The sequence below is a fragment of the Aliinostoc maniaoense genome (genome assembly GCF_058172895.1).
The window spans coordinates 4,168,420-4,193,997 of record NZ_CP187952.1; the positions used below are offsets into that span (position 1 = coordinate 4,168,420).

Annotated in this window: 26 protein-coding genes and 1 tRNA gene; 20 read left to right on the plus strand and 7 right to left on the minus strand. The window is 39.5% G+C overall.

Annotated features, from left to right (window positions below; translation table 11 throughout):
* Window positions 1-38: 38 nt before the first annotated feature.
* Window positions 39-377 (minus strand): XisI protein, encoded by a 339-nt coding sequence (locus ACPZ3T_RS18020; protein WP_490270841.1) that lies wholly within the window; start codon window positions 375-377, stop codon window positions 39-41.
* Window positions 365-784 (minus strand): XisH family protein, encoded by a 420-nt coding sequence (locus ACPZ3T_RS18025; protein ID WP_490270842.1) that lies wholly within the window; start codon window positions 782-784, stop codon window positions 365-367. Before ACPZ3T_RS18025 ends, ACPZ3T_RS18020 begins: the two co-directional genes overlap by 13 nt.
* 733 nt (window positions 785-1,517) lie before the next feature.
* Here ACPZ3T_RS18025 and ACPZ3T_RS18030 point away from each other — a divergent pair.
* The 8 genes from ACPZ3T_RS18030 (at window position 1,518) to arsC (ending at window position 9,033) form a co-directional block, all read left to right on the plus strand.
* The gene (locus ACPZ3T_RS18030) at window positions 1,518-2,711 is read left to right on the plus strand and encodes an iron-containing alcohol dehydrogenase family protein (RefSeq protein WP_490270843.1); all 1,194 of its coding nucleotides are present in this window, start codon (window positions 1,518-1,520) and stop codon (window positions 2,709-2,711) included.
* Between the two features lie 82 nt (window positions 2,712-2,793).
* Window positions 2,794-4,014 carry an aspartate aminotransferase gene (locus tag ACPZ3T_RS18035; protein WP_490270844.1) on the plus strand — a complete coding sequence of 407 codons (1,221 nt, stop codon included), beginning with the start codon at window positions 2,794-2,796 and terminating at the stop codon, window positions 4,012-4,014.
* A gap of 3 nt (window positions 4,015-4,017) precedes the next feature.
* Window positions 4,018-4,803: a DUF4058 family protein gene (locus tag ACPZ3T_RS18040; RefSeq protein ID WP_490270845.1), complete on the plus strand. Its 786-nt coding sequence runs from the start codon at window positions 4,018-4,020 to the stop codon at window positions 4,801-4,803.
* Window positions 4,804-4,993: 190 nt separating this feature from the next.
* Window positions 4,994-5,323, plus strand: coding sequence for an ArsR/SmtB family transcription factor (locus ACPZ3T_RS18045; protein WP_490270846.1), 330 nt, complete (start codon window positions 4,994-4,996; stop codon window positions 5,321-5,323).
* A gap of 116 nt (window positions 5,324-5,439) precedes the next feature.
* Window positions 5,440-6,498: a PstS family phosphate ABC transporter substrate-binding protein gene (locus ACPZ3T_RS18050; RefSeq protein ID WP_490270847.1), complete on the plus strand. Its 1,059-nt coding sequence runs from the start codon at window positions 5,440-5,442 to the stop codon at window positions 6,496-6,498.
* Between the two features lie 134 nt (window positions 6,499-6,632).
* On the plus strand, window positions 6,633-7,793 hold the full coding sequence (gene arsB, locus ACPZ3T_RS18055) for an ACR3 family arsenite efflux transporter (protein ID WP_490270848.1): 1,161 nt from the start codon (window positions 6,633-6,635) through the stop codon (window positions 7,791-7,793).
* A gap of 167 nt (window positions 7,794-7,960) precedes the next feature.
* Window positions 7,961-8,620 (plus strand): arsenical resistance protein ArsH, encoded by a 660-nt coding sequence (gene arsH / locus ACPZ3T_RS18060; RefSeq protein WP_490270849.1) that lies wholly within the window; start codon window positions 7,961-7,963, stop codon window positions 8,618-8,620.
* Between the two features lie 17 nt (window positions 8,621-8,637).
* Window positions 8,638-9,033 (plus strand): arsenate reductase, glutathione/glutaredoxin type, encoded by a 396-nt coding sequence (gene arsC, locus ACPZ3T_RS18065; protein WP_490270850.1) that lies wholly within the window; start codon window positions 8,638-8,640, stop codon window positions 9,031-9,033.
* On the opposite strand, the gene ACPZ3T_RS18070 is transcribed toward arsC, so the two are convergent.
* Window positions 9,026-9,589: a Uma2 family endonuclease gene (locus ACPZ3T_RS18070; RefSeq protein WP_490270851.1), complete on the minus strand. Its 564-nt coding sequence runs from the start codon at window positions 9,587-9,589 to the stop codon at window positions 9,026-9,028. The genes arsC and ACPZ3T_RS18070 overlap by 8 nt on opposite strands.
* A gap of 236 nt (window positions 9,590-9,825) precedes the next feature.
* On the minus strand, window positions 9,826-11,247 hold the full coding sequence (locus tag ACPZ3T_RS18075; protein ID WP_490270384.1) for a hypothetical protein: 1,422 nt from the start codon (window positions 11,245-11,247) through the stop codon (window positions 9,826-9,828).
* Between the two features lie 532 nt (window positions 11,248-11,779).
* Here ACPZ3T_RS18075 and ACPZ3T_RS18080 point away from each other — a divergent pair.
* The 7 genes from ACPZ3T_RS18080 to ACPZ3T_RS18110 all read left to right on the plus strand — a co-directional run bounded on the left by ACPZ3T_RS18080 (window position 11,780) and on the right by ACPZ3T_RS18110 (window position 17,874).
* Window positions 11,780-12,829, plus strand: a complete 1,050-nt coding sequence (locus tag ACPZ3T_RS18080) for a 1-acyl-sn-glycerol-3-phosphate acyltransferase (RefSeq protein WP_490270852.1) — start codon at window positions 11,780-11,782, stop codon at window positions 12,827-12,829.
* Between the two features lie 24 nt (window positions 12,830-12,853).
* A complete protein-coding gene (locus tag ACPZ3T_RS18085) occupies window positions 12,854-13,090 on the plus strand; it encodes a DNA-directed RNA polymerase subunit omega (protein ID WP_015140372.1) in 237 nt (78 codons plus the stop codon).
* Window positions 13,091-13,376: 286 nt separating this feature from the next.
* Window positions 13,377-13,859, plus strand: coding sequence for a hypothetical protein (locus ACPZ3T_RS18090; protein ID WP_490270853.1), 483 nt, complete (start codon window positions 13,377-13,379; stop codon window positions 13,857-13,859).
* Between the two features lie 366 nt (window positions 13,860-14,225).
* A complete protein-coding gene (locus tag ACPZ3T_RS18095) occupies window positions 14,226-14,591 on the plus strand; it encodes a DUF1818 family protein (protein WP_490270854.1) in 366 nt (121 codons plus the stop codon).
* 51 nt (window positions 14,592-14,642) lie between these two features.
* Window positions 14,643-14,716: transfer RNA gene (locus ACPZ3T_RS18100), tRNA-Pro, on the plus strand.
* 378 nt (window positions 14,717-15,094) lie between these two features.
* On the plus strand, window positions 15,095-16,114 hold the full coding sequence (gene phnD / locus ACPZ3T_RS18105; RefSeq protein ID WP_490270855.1) for a phosphate/phosphite/phosphonate ABC transporter substrate-binding protein: 1,020 nt from the start codon (window positions 15,095-15,097) through the stop codon (window positions 16,112-16,114).
* A gap of 2 nt (window positions 16,115-16,116) precedes the next feature.
* Window positions 16,117-17,874 carry a sensor histidine kinase gene (locus ACPZ3T_RS18110; protein WP_490270856.1) on the plus strand — a complete coding sequence of 586 codons (1,758 nt, stop codon included), beginning with the start codon at window positions 16,117-16,119 and terminating at the stop codon, window positions 17,872-17,874.
* Between the two features lie 37 nt (window positions 17,875-17,911).
* Here ACPZ3T_RS18110 and ACPZ3T_RS18115 read toward each other — a convergent pair whose 3' ends face one another.
* Together ACPZ3T_RS18115 and bchD are read right to left on the minus strand one after the other, a co-directional pair.
* Entirely contained in the window at window positions 17,912-18,082 is a 171-nt protein-coding gene (locus ACPZ3T_RS18115) for a beta-Ig-H3/fasciclin (protein ID WP_490270857.1), read from the minus strand.
* A 486-nt stretch (window positions 18,083-18,568) separates the two neighbouring features.
* Window positions 18,569-20,605 (minus strand): magnesium chelatase ATPase subunit D, encoded by a 2,037-nt coding sequence (bchD, locus tag ACPZ3T_RS18120; protein ID WP_490270858.1) that lies wholly within the window; start codon window positions 20,603-20,605, stop codon window positions 18,569-18,571.
* A 202-nt stretch (window positions 20,606-20,807) separates the two neighbouring features.
* On the opposite strand from bchD, the gene ACPZ3T_RS18125 reads away from it, so the two are divergent.
* The 5 genes from ACPZ3T_RS18125 (at window position 20,808) to ACPZ3T_RS18145 (ending at window position 24,197) form a co-directional block, all read left to right on the plus strand.
* Window positions 20,808-21,398, plus strand: coding sequence for a Uma2 family endonuclease (locus ACPZ3T_RS18125; RefSeq protein WP_490270859.1), 591 nt, complete (start codon window positions 20,808-20,810; stop codon window positions 21,396-21,398).
* Between the two features lie 438 nt (window positions 21,399-21,836).
* Window positions 21,837-22,631 carry an NYN domain-containing protein gene (locus ACPZ3T_RS18130; protein WP_490270860.1) on the plus strand — a complete coding sequence of 265 codons (795 nt, stop codon included), beginning with the start codon at window positions 21,837-21,839 and terminating at the stop codon, window positions 22,629-22,631.
* A 127-nt stretch (window positions 22,632-22,758) separates the two neighbouring features.
* Window positions 22,759-23,445 carry a ribonuclease III gene (gene rnc, locus ACPZ3T_RS18135; RefSeq protein WP_490270861.1) on the plus strand — a complete coding sequence of 229 codons (687 nt, stop codon included), beginning with the start codon at window positions 22,759-22,761 and terminating at the stop codon, window positions 23,443-23,445.
* A gap of 12 nt (window positions 23,446-23,457) precedes the next feature.
* A complete protein-coding gene (locus ACPZ3T_RS18140; protein ID WP_490270862.1) occupies window positions 23,458-23,874 on the plus strand; it encodes a XisH family protein in 417 nt (138 codons plus the stop codon).
* The gene (locus ACPZ3T_RS18145; RefSeq protein WP_490270863.1) at window positions 23,862-24,197 is read left to right on the plus strand and encodes a XisI protein; all 336 of its coding nucleotides are present in this window, start codon (window positions 23,862-23,864) and stop codon (window positions 24,195-24,197) included. The genes ACPZ3T_RS18140 and ACPZ3T_RS18145 overlap by 13 nt, the downstream gene beginning before the upstream one ends.
* Window positions 24,198-24,210: 13 nt before the next feature.
* Here ACPZ3T_RS18145 and ACPZ3T_RS18150 read toward each other — a convergent pair whose 3' ends face one another.
* On the minus strand, window positions 24,211-25,401 hold the full coding sequence (locus ACPZ3T_RS18150) for a sensor histidine kinase (protein WP_490270864.1): 1,191 nt from the start codon (window positions 25,399-25,401) through the stop codon (window positions 24,211-24,213).
* Window positions 25,402-25,578 lie beyond the last annotated feature (177 nt).

Here is a 25,578-nt window from a genome sequence, read left to right on the forward strand (position 1 = left end):
ATCCAGAGAAAATGATTTTTTGTATTTACAACATCAAATTAAGAAACTGCGAATTGTGTATATTGTCTAATTTCTGGTGATTTGAACGCTAAAACAATCTGTGATTTTGGTATTCCCGCAGCAACTAATTCATTAGCAATACCATCTTCTGTGCCATCATGTTGAATCCAAAGTTTCCCTGCAATTATATCAATGTGTAATAATGTTCCATAAATCCGATAACCGTTTTCCCAACCTACTTCAACAAGCAAATAGCGATCGCGTTTTTCATCTAACACTAATTCAACCTGCACTTGTTGTTCATTATCAAGAAAATCAGCATAATCTTGCAGAATTTTGATGATGATTTGACGATACTGATTACTTAAGGAATCCATCTCACAATTACCTCCTGATTCGGGTCAAAGCTAAATAAGCGAATAATGCCATCTTCAATTAAAGTTTGACCAGCTTCTTCTTCAAAAACTGTTTTACAAGTGTTTTCACTGACAGCCAGAAATAATTTATATTCAGGATAATAGCGCAGCAATAAATGTGTATATAAAACAAATTGACCCACTGCTTCTTCGAGGTCTTTCATATCAGATGGACGAGTAAAGCTTTTCACTTCAACAGCTATTTTTTCCGTTCCTCTTTCTGCTGCTAATAATCTTTCTGCCCCTAAATCAACAAATAAGTTTTTACCCCTTGCCAAACGAATCCGCAAAGGATCATGGACAATTTTCCAGCCATCTTTTATAAGTGCATTTTTTACTGTGTTGTGATAGATGTCTCTCGCTGGCATGAGGAATTGTCTTTAATTTAACTAATTTTTGGTCAACAGGATATCTCTGCTGTGAGAGTGCCTATTAATTGAGTATAAGACTCGGAAACCGAGAAACATCAAGACTTCGTGGAAAATCACCTTTTTACAAATCTTTATACGATAGAAGAACTCAAGCAAATCCGATATATAGGATATAGGAATCCGCTTTGATTCATGAAATCATTTGCGTAGTCAGGGAACAGGGTTGGGGTAAGAAGGAATAAAAGTGTACTGAGTTTTTATGTGCTAGCGCAGGCTACGCCAACAGAAATCAAATACGAGCCAGTAGACTGCTTCAGTATAAATATTTATCGGTATATTTCGGGTTTATAGCACTGACGCACCCTACTAACTGGGTAATTTTTGATCAACCTAATTGCCAACAAATCCAAAGAAGATAATTTTTTTGTATTTAGCTATACAATATTTGTTAATTTTAGATTAAGATATGATCTACCCAAATTGAATAACTTTATCTACGGGTGATAAATACGGGTAAAACTGTATCACGTCCGTTAGACACTCTGATACTTACTTTCCCTGAGTATTCTGACAGTGGTATGTTTAATGAACTATATAGTTATTCAAAACTTTGATAGTTCGGAATTTATAGTCAATGGGTTGTAGCCCCGAATCACTTCTAGAGCTATGAGCAATGGCTATAAAGTAAATTTTATGAAGAAACATCAAGGTTTTTGGCAAACTAGAGTATATGTCTAATTTATCTACTCCAGCCTTGTCTACTTCAAGTTCTAATTCTCTACTCACGCTAGCAGTAGCCCCTGCCAAAGTGATGCGTGGGTCAAATATATTGTCTGCCGCAGCTTTAGAAATTGCCAAGTTAGGCAGTCGTCCTTTAATTGTGGCAGGCAACAGCACCATTGCGATCGCTAACGCCAATTTACTGCCAATTTTAGAACAGCACAATCTTCATGTCACCTCTGCTGCCTATGGTGCAGATTGTGCTGAAACTAGCTTAAAGTCACTGAGAAAAACAGCCAAAGAACATAAAGCTGATGTGGTTATCGGTGTGGGTGGCGGTAAGGCTTTAGATACAGCCAAATTAGTTGCCCATCAATTACAGTTACCCATCGCCACTATCCCCACCTCGGCGGCTACCTGTGCAGCTTGGACGGCTTTATCGAATGTCTATTCTGAGTCGGGGGCATTTTTGTATGATGTAGCTTTGTCTCGCTGTCCTGATTTAGTTATCCTTGACTACGATTTAGTGAAAACTGCACCACCACATACATTAGTAGCAGGAATTGGGGATGCGATCGCTAAATGGTATGAAGCATCCGTTAGCAGTGGGCATTTAGAACAGACTTTAATTATCGCCGCAGTCCAACAGGCGCGAGTCTTACGCGATATCTTATTCCAAAAATCAGCCGCCGCCTTGGAAAATCCAGGGAGTCAGGTATGGCAAGAAGTTGTAGACGCTACCGTCTTACTAGCTGGGGTAATTGGTGGCTTGGGTGGGGCGCAATGTCGCACTGTCGCCGCCCATGCTGTGCATAATGGTTTAACACACATTGCCGGACACAGCAGCATCCACGGGGAAAAAGTCGCCTTCGGAATTTTAGTGCAGCTGCGTTTAGAAGAAATGGTACAAGGCAATCAACTAGCAGCCTCATCCAGACAACAATTATTGAAGTTTTACGCAGAGATTGGACTGCCACAAAAATTAGCAGATTTAGGTTTGGGAAATATTACCCTCGGCGAATTGCAAACAGCCGCCGAAGTCGCATTAGCACCTGAATCTGATATTCATCGACTCCCATTTAAGGTTGCATTAGAACAGTTAATGGCGGCGATGGTTTCTACCACTGCACCAACAGATAGTAGAGACTTAGTTAATCGTGTCTCCACCAGGGAAACAAGTGATGAAATCATGACTAATTCATAATACTTTCTGGCAAGCAACACGCAGAACTACAAATTACAATTTTGAATTTTGAATTACCACCAGGGGTTGACGAGGTTGAGGAATGAGTTTCGATTGGATTACGCCAGCAGATCGGATAAAGCAACTACCACCTTATGTATTTGCCCGTCTTGATGAGTTAAAAGCTAAGGCTAGAGAACAAGGCATTGATTTAATTGATTTGGGAATGGGGAATCCCGATGGCGCGACACCACAGCCAGTGGTAGAAGCAGCAATGAAGGCTTTACAAGATCCCGCCAATCACGGTTATCCCCCTTTTGAGGGGACTGCTAACTTCCGCCGTGCCATTACGACTTGGTATAAGCGTCGCTATGGGGTGATGCTAGATCCTGATAGTGAAGCTTTGCCATTGTTAGGTTCTAAGGAAGGATTATCCCATTTAGCGATCGCCTATATTAATCCTGGGGATGTGGTATTAGTTCCCTCCCCCGCCTATCCTGCCCATTTTCGGGGGCCTGTGATTGCCGGTGGTAAAGTCCACAGCTTGATTTTAAAGCCTGAGAATGATTGGTTAATTGATTTAACCGCCATTCCCGAAGAAGTGGCAAGAAAAGCCAAAATACTTTACTTCAACTATCCCAGCAACCCCACAGCCGCCACCGCACCCCGTGAATTTTTCGAGGAAATCGTGGCGTTTGCCAAGAAATACGAAATTCTCTTAGTGCATGATTTATGTTACGCCGAGTTAGCTTTTGATGGTTATCAACCCACTAGCTTATTAGAAATTCCTGGGGCAAAAGATATTGGCGTAGAGTTCCACACCTTATCTAAAACCTATAATATGGCTGGTTGGCGTGTGGGTTTTGTGGTAGGGAATCGCCATGTAATTCAAGGTTTGCGGACATTAAAAACCAACTTGGATTATGGGATTTTCGCCGCCTTGCAAACAGCCGCCGAAACCGCCTTACAATTGCCTGATATTTACCTACACGAAGTACAGCAACGCTACCGCACCCGCCGAGATTTCTTGATTGAAGGCTTCGGAAAGCTGGGTTGGGATATCCCCAAAACCAAAGCTACAATGTACTTATGGGTGAAATGTCCTGTGGGTATGGGTTCAACGGATTTTGCTTTGAACTTGTTGCAGCAGACAGGCGTTGTTGTCACCCCTGGTAATGCTTTCGGTGTGGCTGGGGAAGGCTATGTGCGTATTAGCTTGATTGCAGATTGCGATCGCCTGGGTGAAGCCTTACATCGCATTGAAAAAGCTGGGATTCGCTATCAACCCGAAGTTGTTATTGCAGGCTCAGAGTTAGGAGTATAAATCATGCCTTCGGTATTTCCAGGAATGAACCCATATTTAGAACACCCGGATTTGTTTCCTGGATTACATCACCTGTTAATTACTGAAATTGCTAGGTTTTTATCTCCTCAACTGCGTCCTAAATATCGTGTCGCCGTTGAAGTGCGAATGTACGAAACTACAGATGATAGTTCCGTAGTTGTTGGTGTTCCTGATGTCATGGTGAAAACTCGTCAAAACATCAATGATACCAACAATATAAATGTAGCTGTTGCCACACCAACACCTAAACCTATTAAAGTGAGAGTACCAATACCTCTCACTATTAAAGAGGGATATTTACAAGTAAAAGAAGTAGGGACGGAAGAATTAATTACTACGATAGAAATTCTTTCTCCTACTAATAAACGTCCAGGTAAAGGCAGAAAAGTTTATCAAAGAAAACGGGAACAAGTCTTAGGCAGTCATACTAATTTAATAGAAATTGATTTATTACGCAAAGGCAAACCCATGCTGATGTTTGGTGATGATATTGAAAGTGATTACCGGATTTTAGTCTGTCGGGGAAATCGTCGTCCCCTGGCTGATTTATATGCTTTTAACTTACCAGATGTTATTCCTGCTTTTCCCCTACCTTTGCGTTCTGGTGACAATGAACCTGTGATAGATTTACAGACTTTGTTCACTCAGGTATATGATATTTATGATTATGATTTGATTGTCGATTATACTCAAGAACCAGTTCCACCATTGTCAGGAGCAGACACGATTTGGGCAGATCAATTATTGCATGAACAAGGTTTAAGATAAACTACTGGACTGTGTAGAATAAAAAAATGTTGCAATAAAAAATTCGTTTCATCGGCGTTTATCTGCGTACATCTGTGTTTTTTTATCTAAATTTAATACACTAGTTTAGCTGAAACAGTCCACTAGATTGCTGAGTCAAAATGCTTGAATATAGCAAGATTTACACCGTTGCTGAACCAAGGTTAATTTAATGCAAACCCCTACTGCTTCCACCCCTCACTTAATTGTTACTGGTTTTCACGCACTTTCTGACCCTATTAGAATTAATGTCATAGAATTGCTACGTCAGCGTGAATTGTGCGTCTGTGACTTGTGTGAAACCTTGGGGGTAAGTCAGTCTAAATTATCTTTTCATTTGAAGACTCTTAAAGAAGCTGGTTTAGTTAACTCTCGTCAACAAGGGCGTTGGATTTATTACAGCCTCAATTTACCTCAATTTGCTGTCTTAGAGCAGTATTTAGCAGATTTCCACCGCTTGGGACAAATATTATCTGCACGTTGCTGTGATAACATTTCCTGATACATCAACTTTTTTTGATGAATTTTTGTGTATATAGCCTCCTGTGTAATTGACATATCAATTTTTTTTGAAATGATATAAATATACATTTCAGATCACCCATACAGGTGAGGTCAATGAACGCAGTAGCAACAAAATTGGCTCTCGCATTTGGGATATTAGCTGTAGCAAGCAGTTGTACAGCCACATCCAATTCATCAACTCAAACTCAACAATCTCCTAGAGTCACTGAAGTCACTAATTCTGAACAGGTGGCAAAAGTTACCGTTGATGGTTCGAGTACGGTGTATCCGATTACCCAGGCGATCGCTAAAGAGTATCAAGCCTACTCTAAAAACAATACACAAATCCAAGTAAATTTTTCCGGTACAGGCGGCGGATTTGAAAAATTCTGTACTGGTAAAACAGATATTAATAATGCCTCTCGACCAATTTCCCAGTCCGAGATGGCACTATGTAATAAAAATAGCATCAGGTATATAGAATTACCCATTGCTTTTGATGCCTTAACTGTTGTGGTTCATCCCCAGAATGATTGGGCAAAAGACATTACAATTGCTGAATTGAGAAAGATTTGGCAACCTGAAGCAGAAGGTAAAATCACCCGTTGGAATCAAGTCCGCGCAACTTGGCCAGACCGTCCACTGAATTTATATGGTGCGGGTAAACAGTCTGGAACATTTGACTATTTCACAGAAGCCGTTACAGGTAAAGCCAAAGCTAGCCGCAACGACTATACAGCTAGTGAAGACGATGAGGTTTTGGTAGACGGAATTGTCAAAGATCCAAATGCTTTGGGTTATTTTGGCTATGCCTACTATGAAGAGCATAAAAATAAGCTAAAAGTGCTATCAGTGGATAGTGGTAAAGGTGCAATTCTACCCTCACGAGAAACGGTAGAAAAATCACAATATCAACCGCTTTCTCGACCTTTATTTATCTATGTCAATCCTTGGTCAGCACAACATAAAAGTACAGTTTATCAGTTTGTGGATTTCTACATTAAACAAGCACCTAAAACTGCTGCTGCTGTAGGTTATGTACCTTTACCAAATGAAGCCTATCACATTGATTATGTGCATTTAAATCAAGGCAAAGTCGGTACAGTTTTCAATGGTAAAGCACAGCTAGATTTAACGATTGGGCAACTTTTACGCAAACAAAAACAATTTTAAAATTTTGTTTGCTACTAATACTAATTATTCAAGATTCAGTAACAGATGCCAACGCTGAAACTGATGTGAACTCTCGTTTTCTTAATGAGTGAATTTTGAATTGGTATAACTGCCGACATTAGAAGGAAATTTGGATGAATAGGAATAATCCTCAAGCTAGTACAGCACCAGTCAAGGCTGGAAGCAACTTAAGTTTTTTTGAAAAGTACCTAACTATTTGGGTATTTTTGTGCATCTTCGTGGGAATTGCACTAGGAAGATTATTTCCAGGAATAGCCGTGACGCTCGATGCGATGAGTATTTATCAAGTCTCAATACCTATCGCCGTGTGTCTGTTTTTCATGATGTACCCCATCATGGTAAAAATTGATTTTACGCAAGCTGTAAATGCTATGCGTGCGCCAAAACCTGTAATTTTAACTTTGGTGGTGAACTGGTTAATTAAACCATTCACAATGGTAGTATTTGCCCAATTTTTCTTGGGTTGGTTGTTTCGTCCGTTAATTGCAGGTACAGAATTAATTCGTGGTAGTGAAGTTGCGATCGCAAATTCTTACATCGCTGGTACAATTTTACTAGGAATTGCCCCTTGTACAGCAATGGTGTTGATGTGGGGTTATTTATCCTACGGTAATCAAGGACATACCTTGGTGATGGTAGCCGTTAACTCTCTAGCAATGCTATTTTTGTACGCACCTTTGGGAAGATGGTTACTCGCAGCCAATGATTTAACAGTACCTTGGCAAACAATTGTGTTGTCAGTGCTGATTTATGTTGGCTTACCATTAATAGCAGGAATGTACAGCCGTTATTGGATTTTTAAATACAAAGGTAAGGAATGGTTTGAGCGCAAGTTTTTAAAATATCTCAGTCCTATTGCGATTTCTGCTCTGTTAATTACGTTGGTTTTATTGTTTGCATTTAAGGGAGAATTAATAGTTAGTAATCCCTTGCATATTTTATTAATTGCTGTACCGCTATTTATTCAAACTAATTTTATTTTCTTAATTAGTTATGTCATAGCGTTAAAGCTGAATCTCAGCTATGAAGATGCCGCACCAGCAGCATTAATTGGAGCTAGCAATCATTTTGAAGTTGCTATTGCTACGGCTGTCATGTTATTTGGTTTAAATTCCGGTGCAGCACTAGCTACAGTTGTCGGTGTTTTAATCGAAGTACCTGTGATGTTGATGTTAGTTGAATTTTGCAAACGGACAGCACCTTGGTTTCCTAGAGAACCAGAAAAAGCGACATTACGAGATCCACGTTGTATTAGTGCGTTTGGTTCTAAATAGAACGGGGTAAATAATTAAAGGTTTGTAGTGAGAACTTTAGTTCTCAAATAAGGACTAAAGTCCTTACTACGAACTGAATCGTTGTATTTCTGCATTAAATAGTTGAGTTTTTCAGGTTGTTCTACTTAATGATTAGTTACTAAATCTTGTTGTGCCTAATAAAAAGAATGAAATCTTTCGATCATCCTCCCAGAATATTATTTTTATATGGTTCTTTGCGAGAGCGTTCTTATAGTCGCTTGCTAGCAGAAGAAGCCGCCAGGATTATTACAGAATTTGGTGCGGAAGTGCGGTTTTTTGACCCCCGTGAATTACCCATTTATGCCAGTGTGCCAGATACTCATCCCAAAGTACAAGAATTACGGGAATTAAGTATGTGGTCTGAGGGTCAAGTGTGGTCTTCGCCTGAGATGCACGGTAATATTACTGGCATTTTGAAAAACCAAATTGACTGGATACCTTTAAGTTTAGGTGCAGTTAGACCCACTCAAGGGAGAACTTTAGCTGTTATGCAAGTTAGTGGTGGTTCACAGTCATTTAATGCTGTGAATACGATGCGGATTTTGGGTAGATGGATGCGAATGTTTACAATTCCCAATCAATCTTCTGTAGCGAAAGCTTATCAGGAGTTTAACGAAGACGGCACAATGAAGGATTCATCATACCGCGATCGCGTGGTTGATGTCATGGAAGAAATGTATAAATTTACCCTCCTGTTGCGGGATAAAGTTGATTATCTCACAGACCGCTACAGCGAACGTAAAGAAAAAGCTGCAAAAGCAACTATTCAAATAGCAAACAGTGCATTGGAAATCAAAGCTAATTAATTCATCAATCAAAAACAATGAAAAAAATCATGTTTGTCTGCAAGAAAAATTCTCGCCGTTCCCAAATGGCTGAAGGATTTACTAAAGTTTTAGGTGCAGGTAAAGTAGAAGTATCTAGCTCTGGTTTGGCTTCCAGTGAAGTAGATCCCATCACTGTGCAAGTCATGTCAGAAATTGGCATTGATATTAGTAATCAAACTTCCAAAGCATTAAATGATTTTAATCCAGAAGATTACGATGCGGTGATTTCTTTATGTGGTTGTGGTGTGAATTTACCAGAACCTTGGGTATTAAGAGAAGTCTTTGAAGATTGGCAATTAGATGATCCTGAAGGAGAATCTATAGACACATTTCGCCGTGTGCGAGATGAAGTCAAAGAAAGAGTTGTGAAGTTAATTTTATCTCTTAGCTAACTCTTTGCAACCAAGCAAAGATATCATTAACAGTCAGCTCTAAATTCATACCTTCTAGGACGGGTAATACATCTGCTCCTGATAATATATCGGGGAGGCAATCTAACCGATAAACTATTACTGAGCGTTCATAGGGATCTATTAACCATCCTAGTTGAGTACCATTTCTCATACAGTGGAGAATATTACCTGTTACTCTAGTCTGACTTTGGTCAGGTGAGAGAATTTCGATTATCCAAGCTGGTGCGAAATTAATACCCGTGCTAGTAATATCGCCATTTTCATCTAATGGAATTTGGTTACTAGCAACCACTGAAATATCAGCAACTATGGAACGATTACCGAACGTACAACGCAATTCGGGAAAAGCTTCGTAATTACTTCCTGCTGTATCGATTGCTCCCACTAAACGTTTTTGTAAAAGGCTATGTTTTCCACCTGGCATAGTTTTTTGAATTGCCTGTCCGTTAATATATTCCCATGCTGGTGACTCATCTATGTATGGAAGTTTCAAAAATTCTTCTAATGTGCTATTTTCTGTAACTATAGCTGTCATTTTAATTTACCAATTTTAGACATACAATATTAACCTTGGTGTTGGGTTTCCGTGAGTCAACACCGACTTTTTACGGCATCTCGAAAACCCCTCTCCATAGAGCGAAGCTCTTCTCGTAGAGTACCTCTCCCCTACAACTGTAGAGACGTTTCATGAAACGTCTCTACATTTTCCCCCTTCCCTACTGGGGGTTAGGGGTAGGCTGTTGACTCTGTACTTTTTTTAGGGGTAAAAGTTCATGCAGTTTCTGTGTCTTCGTAATCAGGAGAAAATAATATTTTTCGTTTCGAGAGCGAAGACTGACCAAAAACCTGAAGAAACCATGCTTCAACATCAGCAAAGCTAATATTTAAAAGTGCATTTTTAACAACAGTAGTTGTTAAATCCATAGTCGATAGACATATGGTTAGTAGCATTTGACTGATTTCTTTAAATGGACAGCGAGCAGAAAATTGCTTGTATTTTCCAAAGAGTGATTCAATAACATCAGAAGTAGCCAAAAAAGTACCTTCATGCTTGATTTTGTTACATTGAACAGCTAGATAACCCAAAATATCTTGCTGAAGCTTCTGGAGACAATTATCATCATAATTATCTTGATTATTTGCGAAATGCACAAGAGAATCATGATTGATTCCTGATTGTTTAAGCTCAGTTTCGATACGGCGTGTTAGCAATACCATTTGATTCCATTTAATTAAATCTGATTGATAATCATTTAACCACCCCAACTTATCTCTGACTTTTTGATAAATCACTGTGGGGGCAATATCTGGAATCAGGCTAATTAGAGTTTCCACTGATGAGTTTAATAACTTAATTCCCCAATTAGTTAGCCTTTCAATATTAAAATAACGACATTGAGAACGCTGTGATGGCGGAGCTAAAAAAGATAATTCTGTTTGCTGTAATTGCTGCCTACATATGCTACACTTTTGGATAAATGATTGATATCTCTTATCTGATTCTAATTGATATTTTAATAGTAATGCCATTGCGTGAGTCACATCATGCGTATAAATTACCTCTGGATTATTTTCTTGATATAGCTTGATTCCACGCGCTAGGTCACTACTATTATCTGCAACGATTTGTCTTGGTACTCCCACCCTTTGGCTAATTTTATCTAATTGCTTTTCTATGATTTCTCCTTTGGTAGACTCCATTATTTCTATTGCTAGTATTTCTACGTCTTTATGTGATAATCCCCTCTTTTCCTCAATTACATTTGATAATAAGTATTCCTGTGACACCCCTAGCACAACTAAAGCTTTATGTTTTCCCAATGCTAAAGTAAAATCCACAATGTAAATCCAATCCCTGCGATACTCTTTTTCTCTTTTTAACTCATATATTGCTATTCTTCCTAACCATTTTCTAATACAGCTAAAGCTAGGAGTTGCCTGTGATTCACAATCATTAAATAATTCAAAAACTTTCTCTACACCTCTAAAACTAATCCCACTGTTGATTAACAAATGTATCGCTTGCTGAATTGTTTTTACATCATAATAGTGACCCTTAATCTTTAAGTCTGTTTCACCCATCTCCGATTCTATGTCGGCTGATTGGTTTTCGATTTCTGCTTTTTTTCGCTCTCCTCCTCCAACTTCAGTTTTTTTAACCTTGCTTCTGCCGCCATCGCACGCTTTTTCCACTTCTCTCTCGAATCCGTTAAGTCTCTCACTTTTATTTCTAAAGCTCTGATTTGCTTCTGTTTTACGACCGCCTTCTCTTTCCAGTTTTCTCTACCTTTCTTGAACAATCTCGCTAATCTACTCACTGGGCTTTTAAACTCTTGCATAGACTTTGACTTTGCTGGATTTTTCCGACACAATTATTGTATGAACTAATTCTGCCTTAAAACCGACAAAGTCAACAGCCTAGGTTAGGGGGTTAGGTTTCACCTTAGCTTTTCCACATAACGTGAAAAGTTTCTAATTCTTGCCAAGTTACATCTCGTAACACTACTTTTTGTCCAGGTGGAATATAGATGCGCTTGAGTTCTAATAACATCATTGCCACTCACAGAAACTTATATCTAAGCTAGCTCGTTTGAGGGATTTTGTTGATCGTAACTCTGTGATATTGATGTAGTATTTTTTACGCCCGTAGTTGGATACACATGATAAATTTATCAGGCTAAGATAGCAGTCAAATATAATTGATATCTTAATTAACTCAGTAGTTGTGATTCATCAACATTCTGAAAGTCTGATACATTCTTCAGTAACTACAACTCAGCAACCATATCAATTTAACTGGTTTGACTGGTTTTGTTTGTGGTATCCTCCCGGTTGGCTAATTTTATTTAACCGTCATTGGCAACATTATCACCCTGATCCCGACGGTTGGCGTTGGCTAGAATATTTACTATTTTTAATTCCTGGGGGATTTTATCTGGCGTTTTTGATGCGATGGTTGCGTTTAGGTTGTCGTTCTCCTAGAACAGAAATTGTAGAATTTAATCCTGACTATCAACAGGCTTTTCGTGAAGAAATTTTAGCTTTTATTGTGAAATATTATTTTCGTGGGGAATTGCACCAAGTAGAGAATTTACCCTCGACGGGTTCGTTAATTGTAGCCATGAACCATGCAGGGATGTGTTTTCCTTGGGACTTTATTAGTTTGGGTTATTTATTAGGGGAAAAACAGGGTTGGACAGTGCAACCTTTGGCGGGAGTATCATTATTTGAACATCCTTGGATGGTGTGGTGGCTACCTCCAAAATGGTCGCAGGTTTTGGGTGCTGTGCGTGCAGAGTTGAGTGATTTTGAGCAGGCTATTTCTGAAGGTAAAACTTTGTTATATGCGCCGGAGGGTTTACGCGGCCCGTTGAAAGGTTGGGGGAAACGCTATCAATTGCAAAAGTTTGATGTGAGTTTTTTACAGTTGAGCGATCGCTATCATATTCCGATTCTGCCAGTGGTTTGCATAGGGAACGAATTTTTACACCCTTGGACTATTAATTTGAAAAAATTACAAAGCCTCTTGAAATTACCATTTCTCCCTGTCTCGCCTTTGATGTTGATGTTAATTCTGTTTCCTTCAATGGGTGTTTGGGCGATGAGAACTGACTTACGTTATTTTATTCAGCCTGTAGACACACTACAGCCAACATCAGAAATTGATCATGATTCTAGGAAAGCACGTAGGGGATTGTATGAACGGACAAACAAACTTCGTGAACAGTTACAGACTCAAATCAATCGATTATCTTGTTTGGTGCTGCTAAACTAGGTATGTCCCCAAGAACCAATTACTATGCTCAAGCGTTCTAAGTTCGAGACAACCCAGTCTCAGATTATGCACCGTGCCGAGGATCTAATTAGTGCAGCTTCCAACCGCTACCGCATTACGGTTCAAGTGGCAAATCGTGCCAAGCGGCGACGTTATGAAGAATTTGAAAGTGCTGAAGATGCTATGATGAAACCCGTGCTAAGGGCAATTATTGAAATGTCTGATGAACTCACACAACCAGAAATCATTGGCGAACTCTGAAATTAATGCTGGCTGAGTTGAACGATTTAAAAGTTGTTGCTTTGTGTTTTCACCTCAGAAGATAAACGGGACTTACGCAAGTGTCACAATTGATGGTTGGTGCGTGAGGCTATAAGTCTCACGACTATGTTCAAATACTTTTAGAGCGTCACACAACGGCAATAAAGCGAGAACTCAGAGCGGCGGCTTCCGCCGATATGAAGTTCGGTGGGGAGGAAAATCCACACCGCTTTTTGCCTCCCCTACATAAAAATATGGCAGTTGCGTAAGTCCTAATGAACGAGTAATGAAAAAGCTAAATTTTATTGCCCCTGCTCAGATTATATTAACGGCGATCGCCACTGCGATTTTTTCTGTCATTGTATTAACTTCTGTAACAACTGAATTGACATTACTACCAGCACAAGCACAACGAATTAGTCCTAGTGATGTGTGGCAGTTAGTATATGAAAAATTGCCTGATTTCCCCAAGGAAAATCAATATATTAGCAGAGAATCTGGGAAAGTAGCCGAAAATAGCACCCTAGCCAGTCGCCTCATTAGATATCACGTTTATATTAAACAACGCGCCCCTAATTATCGCCTTGATTGGAAACTAACCTTGGCTGATTACTTAGATGCAAATGAAATCATGTATGAAAATACTTACCCTGGTCATAATACCTTGAGAAAGAACCCCTTAGATGGCGATCGCACTGCCATTCAAAACCTCACACGCCACCAAAGAGATGCCCTAGTACAAGTCCTCACAGATATATTTAACCGTTAAACTAAACTTGCTCAAATCTATTTCAAGACTTAAGGCGTTAGCTTCCTGCTTAACTCTGGTAATGTCGGCATTATCCAGTCCACAGGCTTAAAATCGGGTATAACTCACCCTATTTTTCAGTTTTTGATTGAGAAACTTCGCTACTTTACTCCCTTATTTTCAGCCATTTAAAACCTCTGGGTTTTCTCAGTTACCTTGCTACAGGTTGGCTACTCTTAAAAGTTTTGTACAGGTTCTCAAGCCTTAATTTTTTTTAGCTTGGTTCTCGCTTATTCTAAATTATAGAGGATTTTGAGTAAATTTAAACAGGTTTTTGAACACTGTTTAAACCCCCAATGAAAATAATTCGTAATACGAATTAAGACTATGGAACGTTTAATTAAAAGCGGTAATGGTTGGCGCATCGGTTGGCATCCCAACGCTAGGGAATTTCAAGGGTTAGTAGGTACTGAAGATTGGGCAATTGAATTAACCGCCGCCGAGTTAGATGATTTTTGCCGCCTGTTAGCAAAGCTAGCCGACACGATGAAACAACTCACCGCCGAATTGATGGATGAAGAAAAAATAGCCTGTGAAGCTGAAAGCGATTTATTATGGATGGAGGTAGAAGGCTATCCCCATGAATACAGCTTGCGCTTCATCCTGAACTCAGGACGTTGTGCTGAAGGTAAATGGACAGCCCCGGCTGTACCTGGATTGTTGCAAGCTGCTGGAATGTTGAAAGTTTTTTGAAGTTGACCCTTGATTTTACTTTAGTTTTGCGCTAATATAGTAAATCGTGACCGGGGCGTAGCGCAGCTTGGTAGCGCGCCACTTTGGGGTAGTGGAGGTCGTGGGTTCGAATCCCGCCGCTCCGATTAATAAAATCCCTAATCCTGCTAATCTTCAGTATAAGGTTGGCAGGTTTTTTAACGTTTGTTAGTTAAATAACCACAGCAGGGGGCAGGGGGCAGGGGGCAGGGGGCAGGGGAGACAAGGGAGACAAGGCAGACAAGGGAGACAAGGGAGACAAGGGAGCAGAGGTAGAAAAACTCTTGAATTTTGATTGATACACCCCTACACCCCTACACCCCTACACCCCTAATGGGTACACAGGGGAGAAAGAAAAATATTATCTGGTTAAATGGGATAATTGATTTTCTAGAATGTCCCAAAATGATTTGAGTTAGCTGATTATAGATCAAAATTAGATTTTAGTATTAGCTGAAACTATTGATTACCAGAGTCAAAATTCTATGACAAAAGCCGTGCAGTGGCTTGCAAGCAAACGATCTGTATTTAGTGGCAAGATATTAATTGTCAGTGCGATCGCATCAATACTGAGTATAGGTTGTACTGAAAACTCATCCCAATATAGTCAGCACACTCTCAATCAAACCTCATCGCCATCACCCATTAGAGTCTCTAGGCGCACAAGGGAAAGACAGGGTACAGCCTACGAAACCCCTATAAATGAAAAAATACCCAATCTCAAAATTGGGTTAATGCCTACCGAAAATCAAACAGACCAAGAACAAGCCCTAAAACCTCTAGATAATTATTTAGAAAAATATCTAGAGCGGGGGGTTGATTTCCAGATTGCCGAGGACAATAAACAAGTTGTACAGTGGCTAGTGGAAAATAAAATAGATATGGCCTACTTGGGATCTGTTACTTACCTAGAGGCTGTAGAAAAAGGCGCGAAAATCAAACCCTTGGTAGCTCCTATTGACAGCAGGACAGGTCAACCTTGGTATCGATTGTGTCTGATTGTTAAGAACAATAGCAAAATTAAAACCTTAGAAGACCTCAAAGGTAAAACTATTGCTTTTGTTGATCAGATATCTACCTTCGGATATATTGCACCGTTAGCTGATTTAAAACAACAAAAAATTAATAATCCTTATCAAGATTTTACTCAAGTTATCTATTTGGGCAACCATACTCAAAGTATGACAGCATTAGAAGATGGCATAGTTGATGCTGTAGCTACCAATATTACTGCCTATACTAATCCACCAAAAAATGGTAAACTCACATCAAAAAATACCAAAATAATTTGGGAATCTGCTCCCGTACCCAATTTTCCCATAGTCATATCAGAGGAATTATCCCCTGACTTAATTCAAAAACTGCAACGCGCTTTTCTGAGTCTTCCCGAAGGTGTTGGTGCTATTGGAGGTAGTGAGTTAGATGGATATACTCTTGTAATTGCTTCTGACTACGACCCAATTCAACAACTCCGCGAAAAATTGAACTTAATATCTCTCCCGTAAAAATGAAAATCTCTACAAAGCTATTGACTAGTTCTGCTGTATCTGTTGGACTTGTAGTAGCTATCCTCATTGGTAATACGGTAGTGGTACAGCAGATTAAGCAGACTGTACGGGATAAAAGCTATGATACTGCGGAAACTATCAAAGCAACTTTAGAAGCAGACAACGCTTTAAAATCGGAAGTTATTATTCTCAAAGATTTTGTTTTATTCCAGAATCAAAACGCAGAAATTGAAAAATCCCATGCGGCGTTTATTAAGTCTTTAAATGACTTAGAACGCTTAATGCCAGATATGGAAGAAATTTCTGTAATTCGCCGTCGTCACCAGTTCCTGCGGCGGATGGCAGTGCAATTAATTGAGCAAAATTCTGGTGTAGCTAATGTAGCAGATCAACAACTGTATTTTCGCTCCATTAATTCTTTTAGCAGAGATATTAAATTATTTCTTGACCAACTAATTGAAATGACTGATAAGGAGAGGGAATTAGTAGCAAAAGATTTAGAAAATCTCCATCAGGTACAAAGAATTATTTCTTTTGTGGTTGTAGCTGTGATTTTAATGCTACTAGTTGGCGAATTTATGTTAATTTGGCGACCAACAATTAAATCTTTACAGAAATTACAAACGGGGACATCAGAAATTGCTACAGGTAATTTTGAGTATCGGTTAAATATTCCCACCGGGGATGAAATTGAAGACTTAGCAACGGCATTTAACCACATGGCTATTAAATTAGCTAAGTCTCATGAAACGCTAATCAAAAATACAGAATTAACTCACATGAATCAACGTTTGGAGTTAGAAATTACTGAACGTAAACAAGCAGAATTAGAACTCCAACGAGCATTGCAAGAATTACAAAGTACCCAAGCACAACTGATACAAACTGAAAAAATGTCTAGCTTGGGTCAGTTGGTAGCTGGGGTAGCCCATGAAATTAATAATCCCGTAAATTTTATTTATGGGAATATAACTTATGCTAATGACTACACCCAAGAACTACTAGAATTAGTTAGTTTATATCAACAAGAGTTGACCAATCCTAGTAAAAAGATTCAAGCTAAGATCGATAACATGGATTTGGCATTTATCCAAGAAGACCTACCAAAAATTCTCGATTCAATGACAATGGGATCTCAGCGTATTCAGCAAATAGTTTTATCTTTACGCAATTTTTCCCGTCTTGATGAAGCTGAGATGAAAGCGGTAAATATTCATGAAGGTATTGAAAGTACACTGTTGATTTTGCAAAATCGATTCAAGGCTAAACCAGAAAATCCCAAAATTGACATTATTAAAGAGTATGGTGATCTACCTCTGGTAGAGTGCCATGCAGGACAATTAAATCAAGTGTTTTTAAATATTATTAATAATGCTATTGATGCCATCAATAGTTACAATGCCGAGCGGACACCACAGGAAATTGAAAATAATCCCAGTCATATTAAAATTAGCACCCATCTGACTCAGAATAATCGTGTAGTTGTGAGAATTGCCGACAATGGCCCTGGGATGACTGAGAAAGTTAAACAAAAACTATTTGACCCATTTTTTACCACTAAACCTGTAGGGCAAGGAACAGGGTTAGGCTTGTCAATTAGTTACCAAATTATTGTGGAAAAACACTCTGGAATATTGCGTTGTGAGTCGGAATTGGGCAAAGGATGCGAGTTTTGGATTGAAATACCCTTAGATCAAAAAAAAATTCCAGATTTGGTAATTCCGATGGAAGCGATCGCCTATAATCATACACACTAAAGTCTGCCCTGAGCAACACCAACCCCAAGTTTATGTTCTAGGGAACGGCAGGAGTTGGGGTAGTCGGTGGAACAGTTTCCGGTGGAACTACAGGTGATGGAGTCACAGGTGGGGGTGCAGTTGTTGGGGGTGGTGTAGCTGGCTCACAAGCTGCCATCAATACACCTAATCCCATAGTAGACGCGAGAAAAATTAATTTTCCGTTCATGATCAAATCAACTTTTCAATGATGTGATTGATCGTGAAATATTTCGTAAACTTCTACATCTGTCCTGAGTTGGAGGATTAAAAAATACAAATTACGTCTAAGTAGAACGGTGTAAATAATTAAAGGTTTGTAGTAAGGACTTTAGTCCTCTCATAAATAAGGACTAAAGTCCTTACTACGAACTAAATGCAATTTTTTGGCATTACTTTACATAGTTTGGTTTTTTCAAGTCGTTCTGACTTGAAAAAGGGGTGTAGGGGAGCGAGTGCGTTGGGCGGCTTTGCCGACTTGTAGCAACTCGCGTGTGTAAGGGTATAAGGGTGTAAGGGAAAGACTTTTTCATGTGTTCTGGTGTAGGGAGTTCATGATGGCTACTTAATATCAATTCAAATCTTGCGAATACCTAGATATTTGTAGGGGCGGGTTAACAAACATCGTTAATGATTAACTTTTGATCTCGGTGAACCCGCCCCTACTATTTTTTAATTACCTAGATTTTAAATCACCGATCGCACCTTTGGTCATAGCAGCGATCGCTTTATCTGTGGCTTTAGGTAGGTGATAATATTTACCTCCTGCTGTTTGGGCTAACTCCTTAGCAAAACCAGTGGAGACAAATTTACTCTCAGTATCTATTACTAACAGTTGTATCCCTAATCCTCTGATTCTGGCGGCAACTTCCAATAATTCCCCTTTGATGTCTGGTTTTTCTCCAGGTTCTTGGGGTTCACCTAAAGACCGAGACAAAGGAATGTTACCTCGTCCATCAGTAATTGCGACAACTACCACTTGCCCAATATCGCCACTCATGCGAGCGTTTACACCAATGCGGACAGCTTGAGTTAAACCATGTGCTAAAGGTGAACCACCTCCACAGGGTAATCTTTCTAAGCGGTTACGGGCTAAGGCAATGGAACGTGTGGGGGGTAATAATACCTCTGCTTGTTCACCCCGGAAGGGAATTAATGCGATTTGGTCACGGTTTTGATAGGCTTCTGTTAACAGCTGCATAACTGCGCCCTTAGCTGACTGCATCCGGTTTAAAGCCATCGACCCGGAAGCGTCTACGACAAACACCACTAACGCCCCGGCTTTACGGACTAGACGTTTAGAGCGAATGTCACCTTGCTCAACAATCACTTTTCTGTCTGGGTGTCTTTCCCGGCGGGCTTTTTGGTAGGGTGCAGCCGCCCTTAAAGTTGCGTCTACAGCAATGCGGCGGACTTTACCTTTAGGTAACATCGGCTTGATGTAGCGTCCCCGGTCATCGGAAAAGATAATACTACGACTACCAGATTTACCTTGACGTTGTGCCATTTGAGCAAAGTACAGCACACTATCATCCATGATTACCCCTTCCGGGTCAAAGATAAATTCTTCCGGGATGCTGGGGGGTTCTTGGTCTTCGGGTTCGTCTGGTTGCTCTTCTTGGTCTTCCTCTTGGTCTTCCTGTTGGTCTTGTTCTGACTCGTCTTGACTTTGTGGCGGTGGTGGGGGTGGTGGGGGTGGTTGGTCGGGGGGTGGTGTCTGTACTACAGTTGCCCGTGGCACAATGACCAATTCTACCGCCCGGCGTAGGTCGTCAGCGTTGACGGTGGCTCGTCCATCTAAAGCCGCAGCCGCTTTTGCTACCCGTACCGCGAATAATTCCGCCCGATGTCCTTGAACTCCACCGCGAATGGCTTCATCAACTAGGTAAGCAATTTGCTCGTGAGTAATGGTAACTTCCTTCAACCATTCCCTTGCTAAGATGATTTGAGTTTTGAGCGAGTCGATATCTTCGCTGTACTGTTGGAGGAAATCTTGGGGTGATTTAGAATAGGCGATCGCTTGCTCAACTGCTTGTACTCTTTGATCTAAACCGAGAACACCGTCAGCAGAAAGAGCGATCGCAATTCTATCTAATAAATGCTCCCGTAATGCTCCTTCTTCTGGGTTGTAGGTGGCGATAAATAGGGATTTACAAGGATGCTGAAAACTGATACCTTCCCGTTCGATTTGGTTGCGTCCTTCCGAGAGGACAGTTAATAGCTGGTTAGATATCTGGTCATCTAAAAGATTGATTTCATCCACATACAGCACACCCCGGTTAGCTGTGGCGAGTAACCCAGGCTGAAATACTGTATCTCCTTGTTTAACTGATTGTTCCACATCCACAGAACCGAGGAGACGATCTTCAGTTACGCCAAGGGGAATTTGTACAAAGGGAGCAGGAATAATTTCTGTCGGGACATCTTGAATATCTTTATCGGCGCACTCAGCCAATAGATAATCGTCCCATTCTTCTGGGTGGTTGGGGTCGCAGTTGCTTACCGAACCGGTGACAACTTCAATTGGTGGTAGTAAGGCATGAATAGCACGCGCCATTACTGATTTTGCCGTACCGCGACGACCTGCGATCGCTACTCCTCCCAACCCAGGATCTACTGCTGCTAACAATAAAGCAAGTTTAATGGCTTCTTGACCGACTACGGCAGTCAACGGAAACGTAGTAATTGTCGGGTTGATAGTAGGCGCAGGCATAGTTTACAGATAAGGGATTAGGTACTGGGTACTGGGGATTGGGTACAAATCAATTCAAAGTTAAAGAACTACTTACTCAGCACTCAGCACTCATTACTCAGCACTTTTAAACTAGTCTCGGTTTTTAGCATATCAATTTCTGGCTCATTTACAATAAGGGTTGTGGGAATGAGGACTGTGTATTACTCTGGGGGCAGAATTTATGAGTATCGCTCAAGCTAAACGCTTCACCTTGGATGAGTACCACAAACTTATAGAATTGGGCTTTCTCCACGAGGATGACCACATCCAATTAATTAACGGGGAACTGATTGAAATGGTATCTAAGGGTACAGCCCATGAAACTTGCTTAAGAAAGTTATTGAAAGAAGTTCCAAAAATCATAGGCGATAGGGCTACTTTACAATCTCAAGCCCCTATCACTTTACCGCCTAACAGCGAACCTGAACCGGATTTTGCTATTGTGCAGAACCGCCTTGATGATTATTTTTCTGCTCACCCTCGCCCTGCTGATGTGTTGCTAGTGATAGAGGTAGCAGATTCATCTTTAAGTTATGACCAAGATGTGAAAATACTTCTCTATGCTCAAGCAGGTATTTCTGATTATTGGATATTCAATTTATTCGACAATCATTTGGAATGTTACAGTGAGCCTTATCAAGATAGTCAAGGAAAATACGGTTATTCAACTAAGCGAATTTTTCTGCCTCATCAAGTAGTTGATTTCCCTTGTTTTCCAGATTTATCTATTGATTTAAATAGAATATTTCCCCAAAAGATAAATATTCAATGATCTATAGTGATTTTGAACTTACTCGTATTCGGTAGTACTTTTTTTGTCAAACAATATCTTGACATCCAGAATTAGTTGTGCCATTGTATAATTAAAGACAGCAAAAGAACTCCTAATCTAAGGTTTCTATTTTTTGGTGTTGTCTCAGCAGCAGAACTCTTAGTTTCCTCCCAAGCTTTGAGTTATCCTTTCCCTTGAATATTTCTTCACCTTTACTTTGAGCAAATGTTTGAAGTGAATGTTCAAGGGAGAAGATAATTCAAAGCCCGGTAGGAAGCATAGAGTTCTACGGCTGAGACTTGAACCAAAAGAAGTTTTGCAGGAATCCATGACAGCTTAGTAAACACTATTTATCAATCCTTGACTAACAGTATTACTTTGCTAGATACGCGGTTTTTGTGCTGTCCAGTAAACTAAAAAACACTGGATCAACCTACAATGTCACAACCTAATCTACCTTCAAAAAATAACTCTAGCCAGAAAAAAAACCACGTTGCTCTTTTCTGTGATGCTCAGAATGTATCTTTAATCAGAAAAAAGGTTCAATCTTTGCTTGATTTTGCTCAATCTAATGAGTTTTTATACTGCAAAAATCTATACTATAGTTCACAGTATAACGATCAAGTTCGTGTCAAGAATCATTTAGAGGTTTTCGGTTTTAAATGTGTTGATGTTCCTGACGCTTCCAAGAATAGTTTAGACTACAGATTGATAGCTGACTGTGTTCAATGTGTTGGTTTTAATCCTTGTCTTACAAAAATCATTTTAGTGTTAGGAGATAGAGACTTTGCTGGATTGATTTGCGTTCTAAAGTCCTTGGGTAAAAAGGTTATAGTTGTTGCTCAAAAAGGTAGTGCTAGTCAGAAATTAATCAAACTAGTTGGTAATGATAACTTCTACTTTATCAATGACTTGACTGATTTATTTATAAATATAAGTAAATCTCAAATTACTGCTCTCAATGTTCAAATAAATTATCATGAGGCTATAAAAAATTTAACTGAAGCAATTAAAATCCTATTAGTTCAAGGGAAACCAACAACATTTTCATCTATTGATAAATTGATGCGTCAGCTTTGTGATCACTATCACGGATTTTCCTCTGTTTGTAAAGCTGATGGAACGAAGTTTAAAAACTTTAGTCAATTTGTTGATGCTGCCGTCAAGGATGGTAAAGTGCAAAAACATAATCAACAATTGTTTTTAATTGATTTAGAAAGAATTGCTGCATAAAAAATTGCACCTCGCCTAGTTTATTATCTCAAAACTATTTCTAAAAAACCGCAGTAAGCGCGGTTTTTTCATGTTAATATAATAGCCTTTATCTATTTCCCAGCATTAATTTCTGCAACAATAAAAAATGCACAAACTTCTAACATTTCATAACGAAAAACTTTTACGTCGCGCACTTACTCATCGTTCCTATGTTCATGAAAACCCAGGCGAAGGCGAACATAATGAACGCCTAGAATTTCTTGGTGATGCGGTGCTGAATTTCCTAAGTGGTGAATATCTTTATAGCCGCCACCCGGAAAAAGGAGAAGATGAATTAACACGGCGACGTTCTGCATTAGTTGATGAAAAACAATTAGCTAAATTTGCTCTGGAAGTCGGCTTAGATTTTAGGATGCGCTTAGGTAAAGGTGCAATTCGAGATGGCGGTTATCAAAATCCCAATTTACTTAGTAGTACATTTGAAGCAGTCATTGGTGCTTACTATTTAGATAATGATTCTAATATTGAAGCAGTGCGCGCCATTGTTGAGCCATTATTTGATGCTGTACCGGAACAAATTGTAGTCTCTCGCTCAAATGTAGATTCCAAAAATCGTTTTCAGGAATGGGTACAACGCAATATTAGTCCAACTCCTCCCAAATATCTCACAACACAAATAGGTGGTTTGCCTCACGCGCCAGAATTTAAGGCTGAGGTGTATGTAGGAGATAAAAAGTATGGAGAAGCAACAGGAAGTAATAAGAGAGAAGCAGAAAAAGCGGCGGCTGAAGATGCTTTAGCTAAGTTGAAAAAACAAGATTTGTTAACATAAATATACCTTGATATGCCTGCGAGAGATATATATCATAATGCTGTGAAAAATGCCTTAACTCGGGAAGGATGGATAATTACAGATGATCCCCTACACTTGAAATGGGGTCAGAAAGATATGTATGTAGATTTAGGAGCAAAACAACTCCTAGCGGCAGAAATAGGAACTAAAAAAATAGCTGTAGAAATTAAGAGTTTTGTTAGTCCCTCAGAAATGGCCGATCTCAAAGATGCTATTGGCGGATTTATTATGTATCGTGCTGTTATCAATCGCTTAGAGCCAGAAAGAACACTATACTTAAGTGTGCGTGACAGCGTATTTGCAACTTTGTTTGCAGAACCTATTGGTACTCTTTTAATAGAAAGTGAACATCTGAAGTTACTTGTCTTTAATCCAGAAACGGAGAGGATTATCCAATGGATAGATTAGATAATTATCGGCGGATCGTTAAAGAGGTATTATTACCTTACACAAAAATTCCTTATTCCTATGGGGATATTGAATGTAAAGCTGTATTTGATAGCGAAAATGACAGTTATTTACTCATAAATAGAGGCTGGGATGGTGTTAAGAGAGTTCATGGTTGCTTAGTTCATCTTGACATTATTGATGGAAAAATTTGGGTACAACGGGATGATACAGAAGATGGTGTGACTTATGAATTAGTAGCCGCAGGTATCCCCAAAGATCAGATTGTTTTGGGATTTCACCCACCTAATGTTAGACAACATACGGGATACGCGATCGCATGAGTTTTGTAGTTGCTCAAATCTTCACTTGTAATGGTAAAATCACGGTGAAAGTAGAGCCAATACCCTCTTGAGACACTAAGTTAATTTCTCCTTGCAGTAGTTCGACTAACCGCGCCACTATTGCTAAACCTAAACCTGTACTCTCAGGAAGGCGGGGACGTTGTTTGGAATTGACACGAAAATACGGCTCAAATATCTTACTTTGGTCTTTTGGTGCAATGCCAATCCCAGTGTCAGCAACCGCGATCGCCAATTTTTCACTATCTAGCACCTCACACTTTATACTAATAGTGCCGGAGTCTGTGTAACGAATGGCATTACTAACAAGATTTGTAACAATCTGTTGTAATTGAAAACCATCTGTAGTTACTTCTAGAGGTAGGCGATCGCAATCGACTAAAATTGTTAAATTCTTCTCGGCTGCTAGTGGTTCTAACATCTCGCATACGTGGTTAATTAATTCCTGAATCTTAATAACTTCCGGTTCAAGTTGGAGTTTACCCGCTTCATATCGTGAAAGTTCCAAGATATTATTAATTAACCGCAGCAAGTGTCTACCATTACGCAGTACACGTTCAATATGACCTAAGTTGGTGTAGTTATCCTTGGGAGTAATGTTTCGTTGTTGTTGTCGTAAAAATAAATCTGAGTAACCAATAATAGCCGTCAAAGGATGCTTGAGTTCGTGTGCTAGTTCTGAGAGTTTGTCTTGATTGATATTAATTAAACGTGTGAGTTCTTCATTGTGCAGAGTCAGAGAAGTTTGTAAATTTTCTAGTTCCCGCAAGCGTTCTTGAACATAACTATTAAAACACCGAGCGATCGCTTCATCAATCACCGCATCAATCAGACGCATATAACGAATAATTTCTGTTGGTGTTGCTTGTAATAGATCCCCTTCTAGAGTATCAAATACTACTCCTCTGAGCAAACGATATTCACGAGCAATTTCGGACGGGTCAAAACCTTGTTCAGCGCGTAGTAACCCATGTTCCCAACTAGCAGTCACTATTGATTTAATATCACCTTCCTGGGTCAGTGACAACACCTTTACCATCGCCTGAAAGACTTGAGGAATATGATTTTTAATTGCTGTATATGATAAATCGTCAGCACTTTCTATATGGTGATCATTACGAACTGCTAAAATCCATTTTTCGACAATTTTGTCAGTATTTTCAGCCAGTAATTGACTAAAATTCATACTTTTAAATTCTGTTCTTAGATAGAGTAATTAAATTCTATATGCCAATAGTGTAACGATTACAGTGACGTTTATCGCAACTATTGAGAAGTTTCACCTATCTCATGAGATATATTTAACCCTGTTATCTGTCTTTTGTGCCATCACAACATGAAAATCAAGACACCACGACTTTGT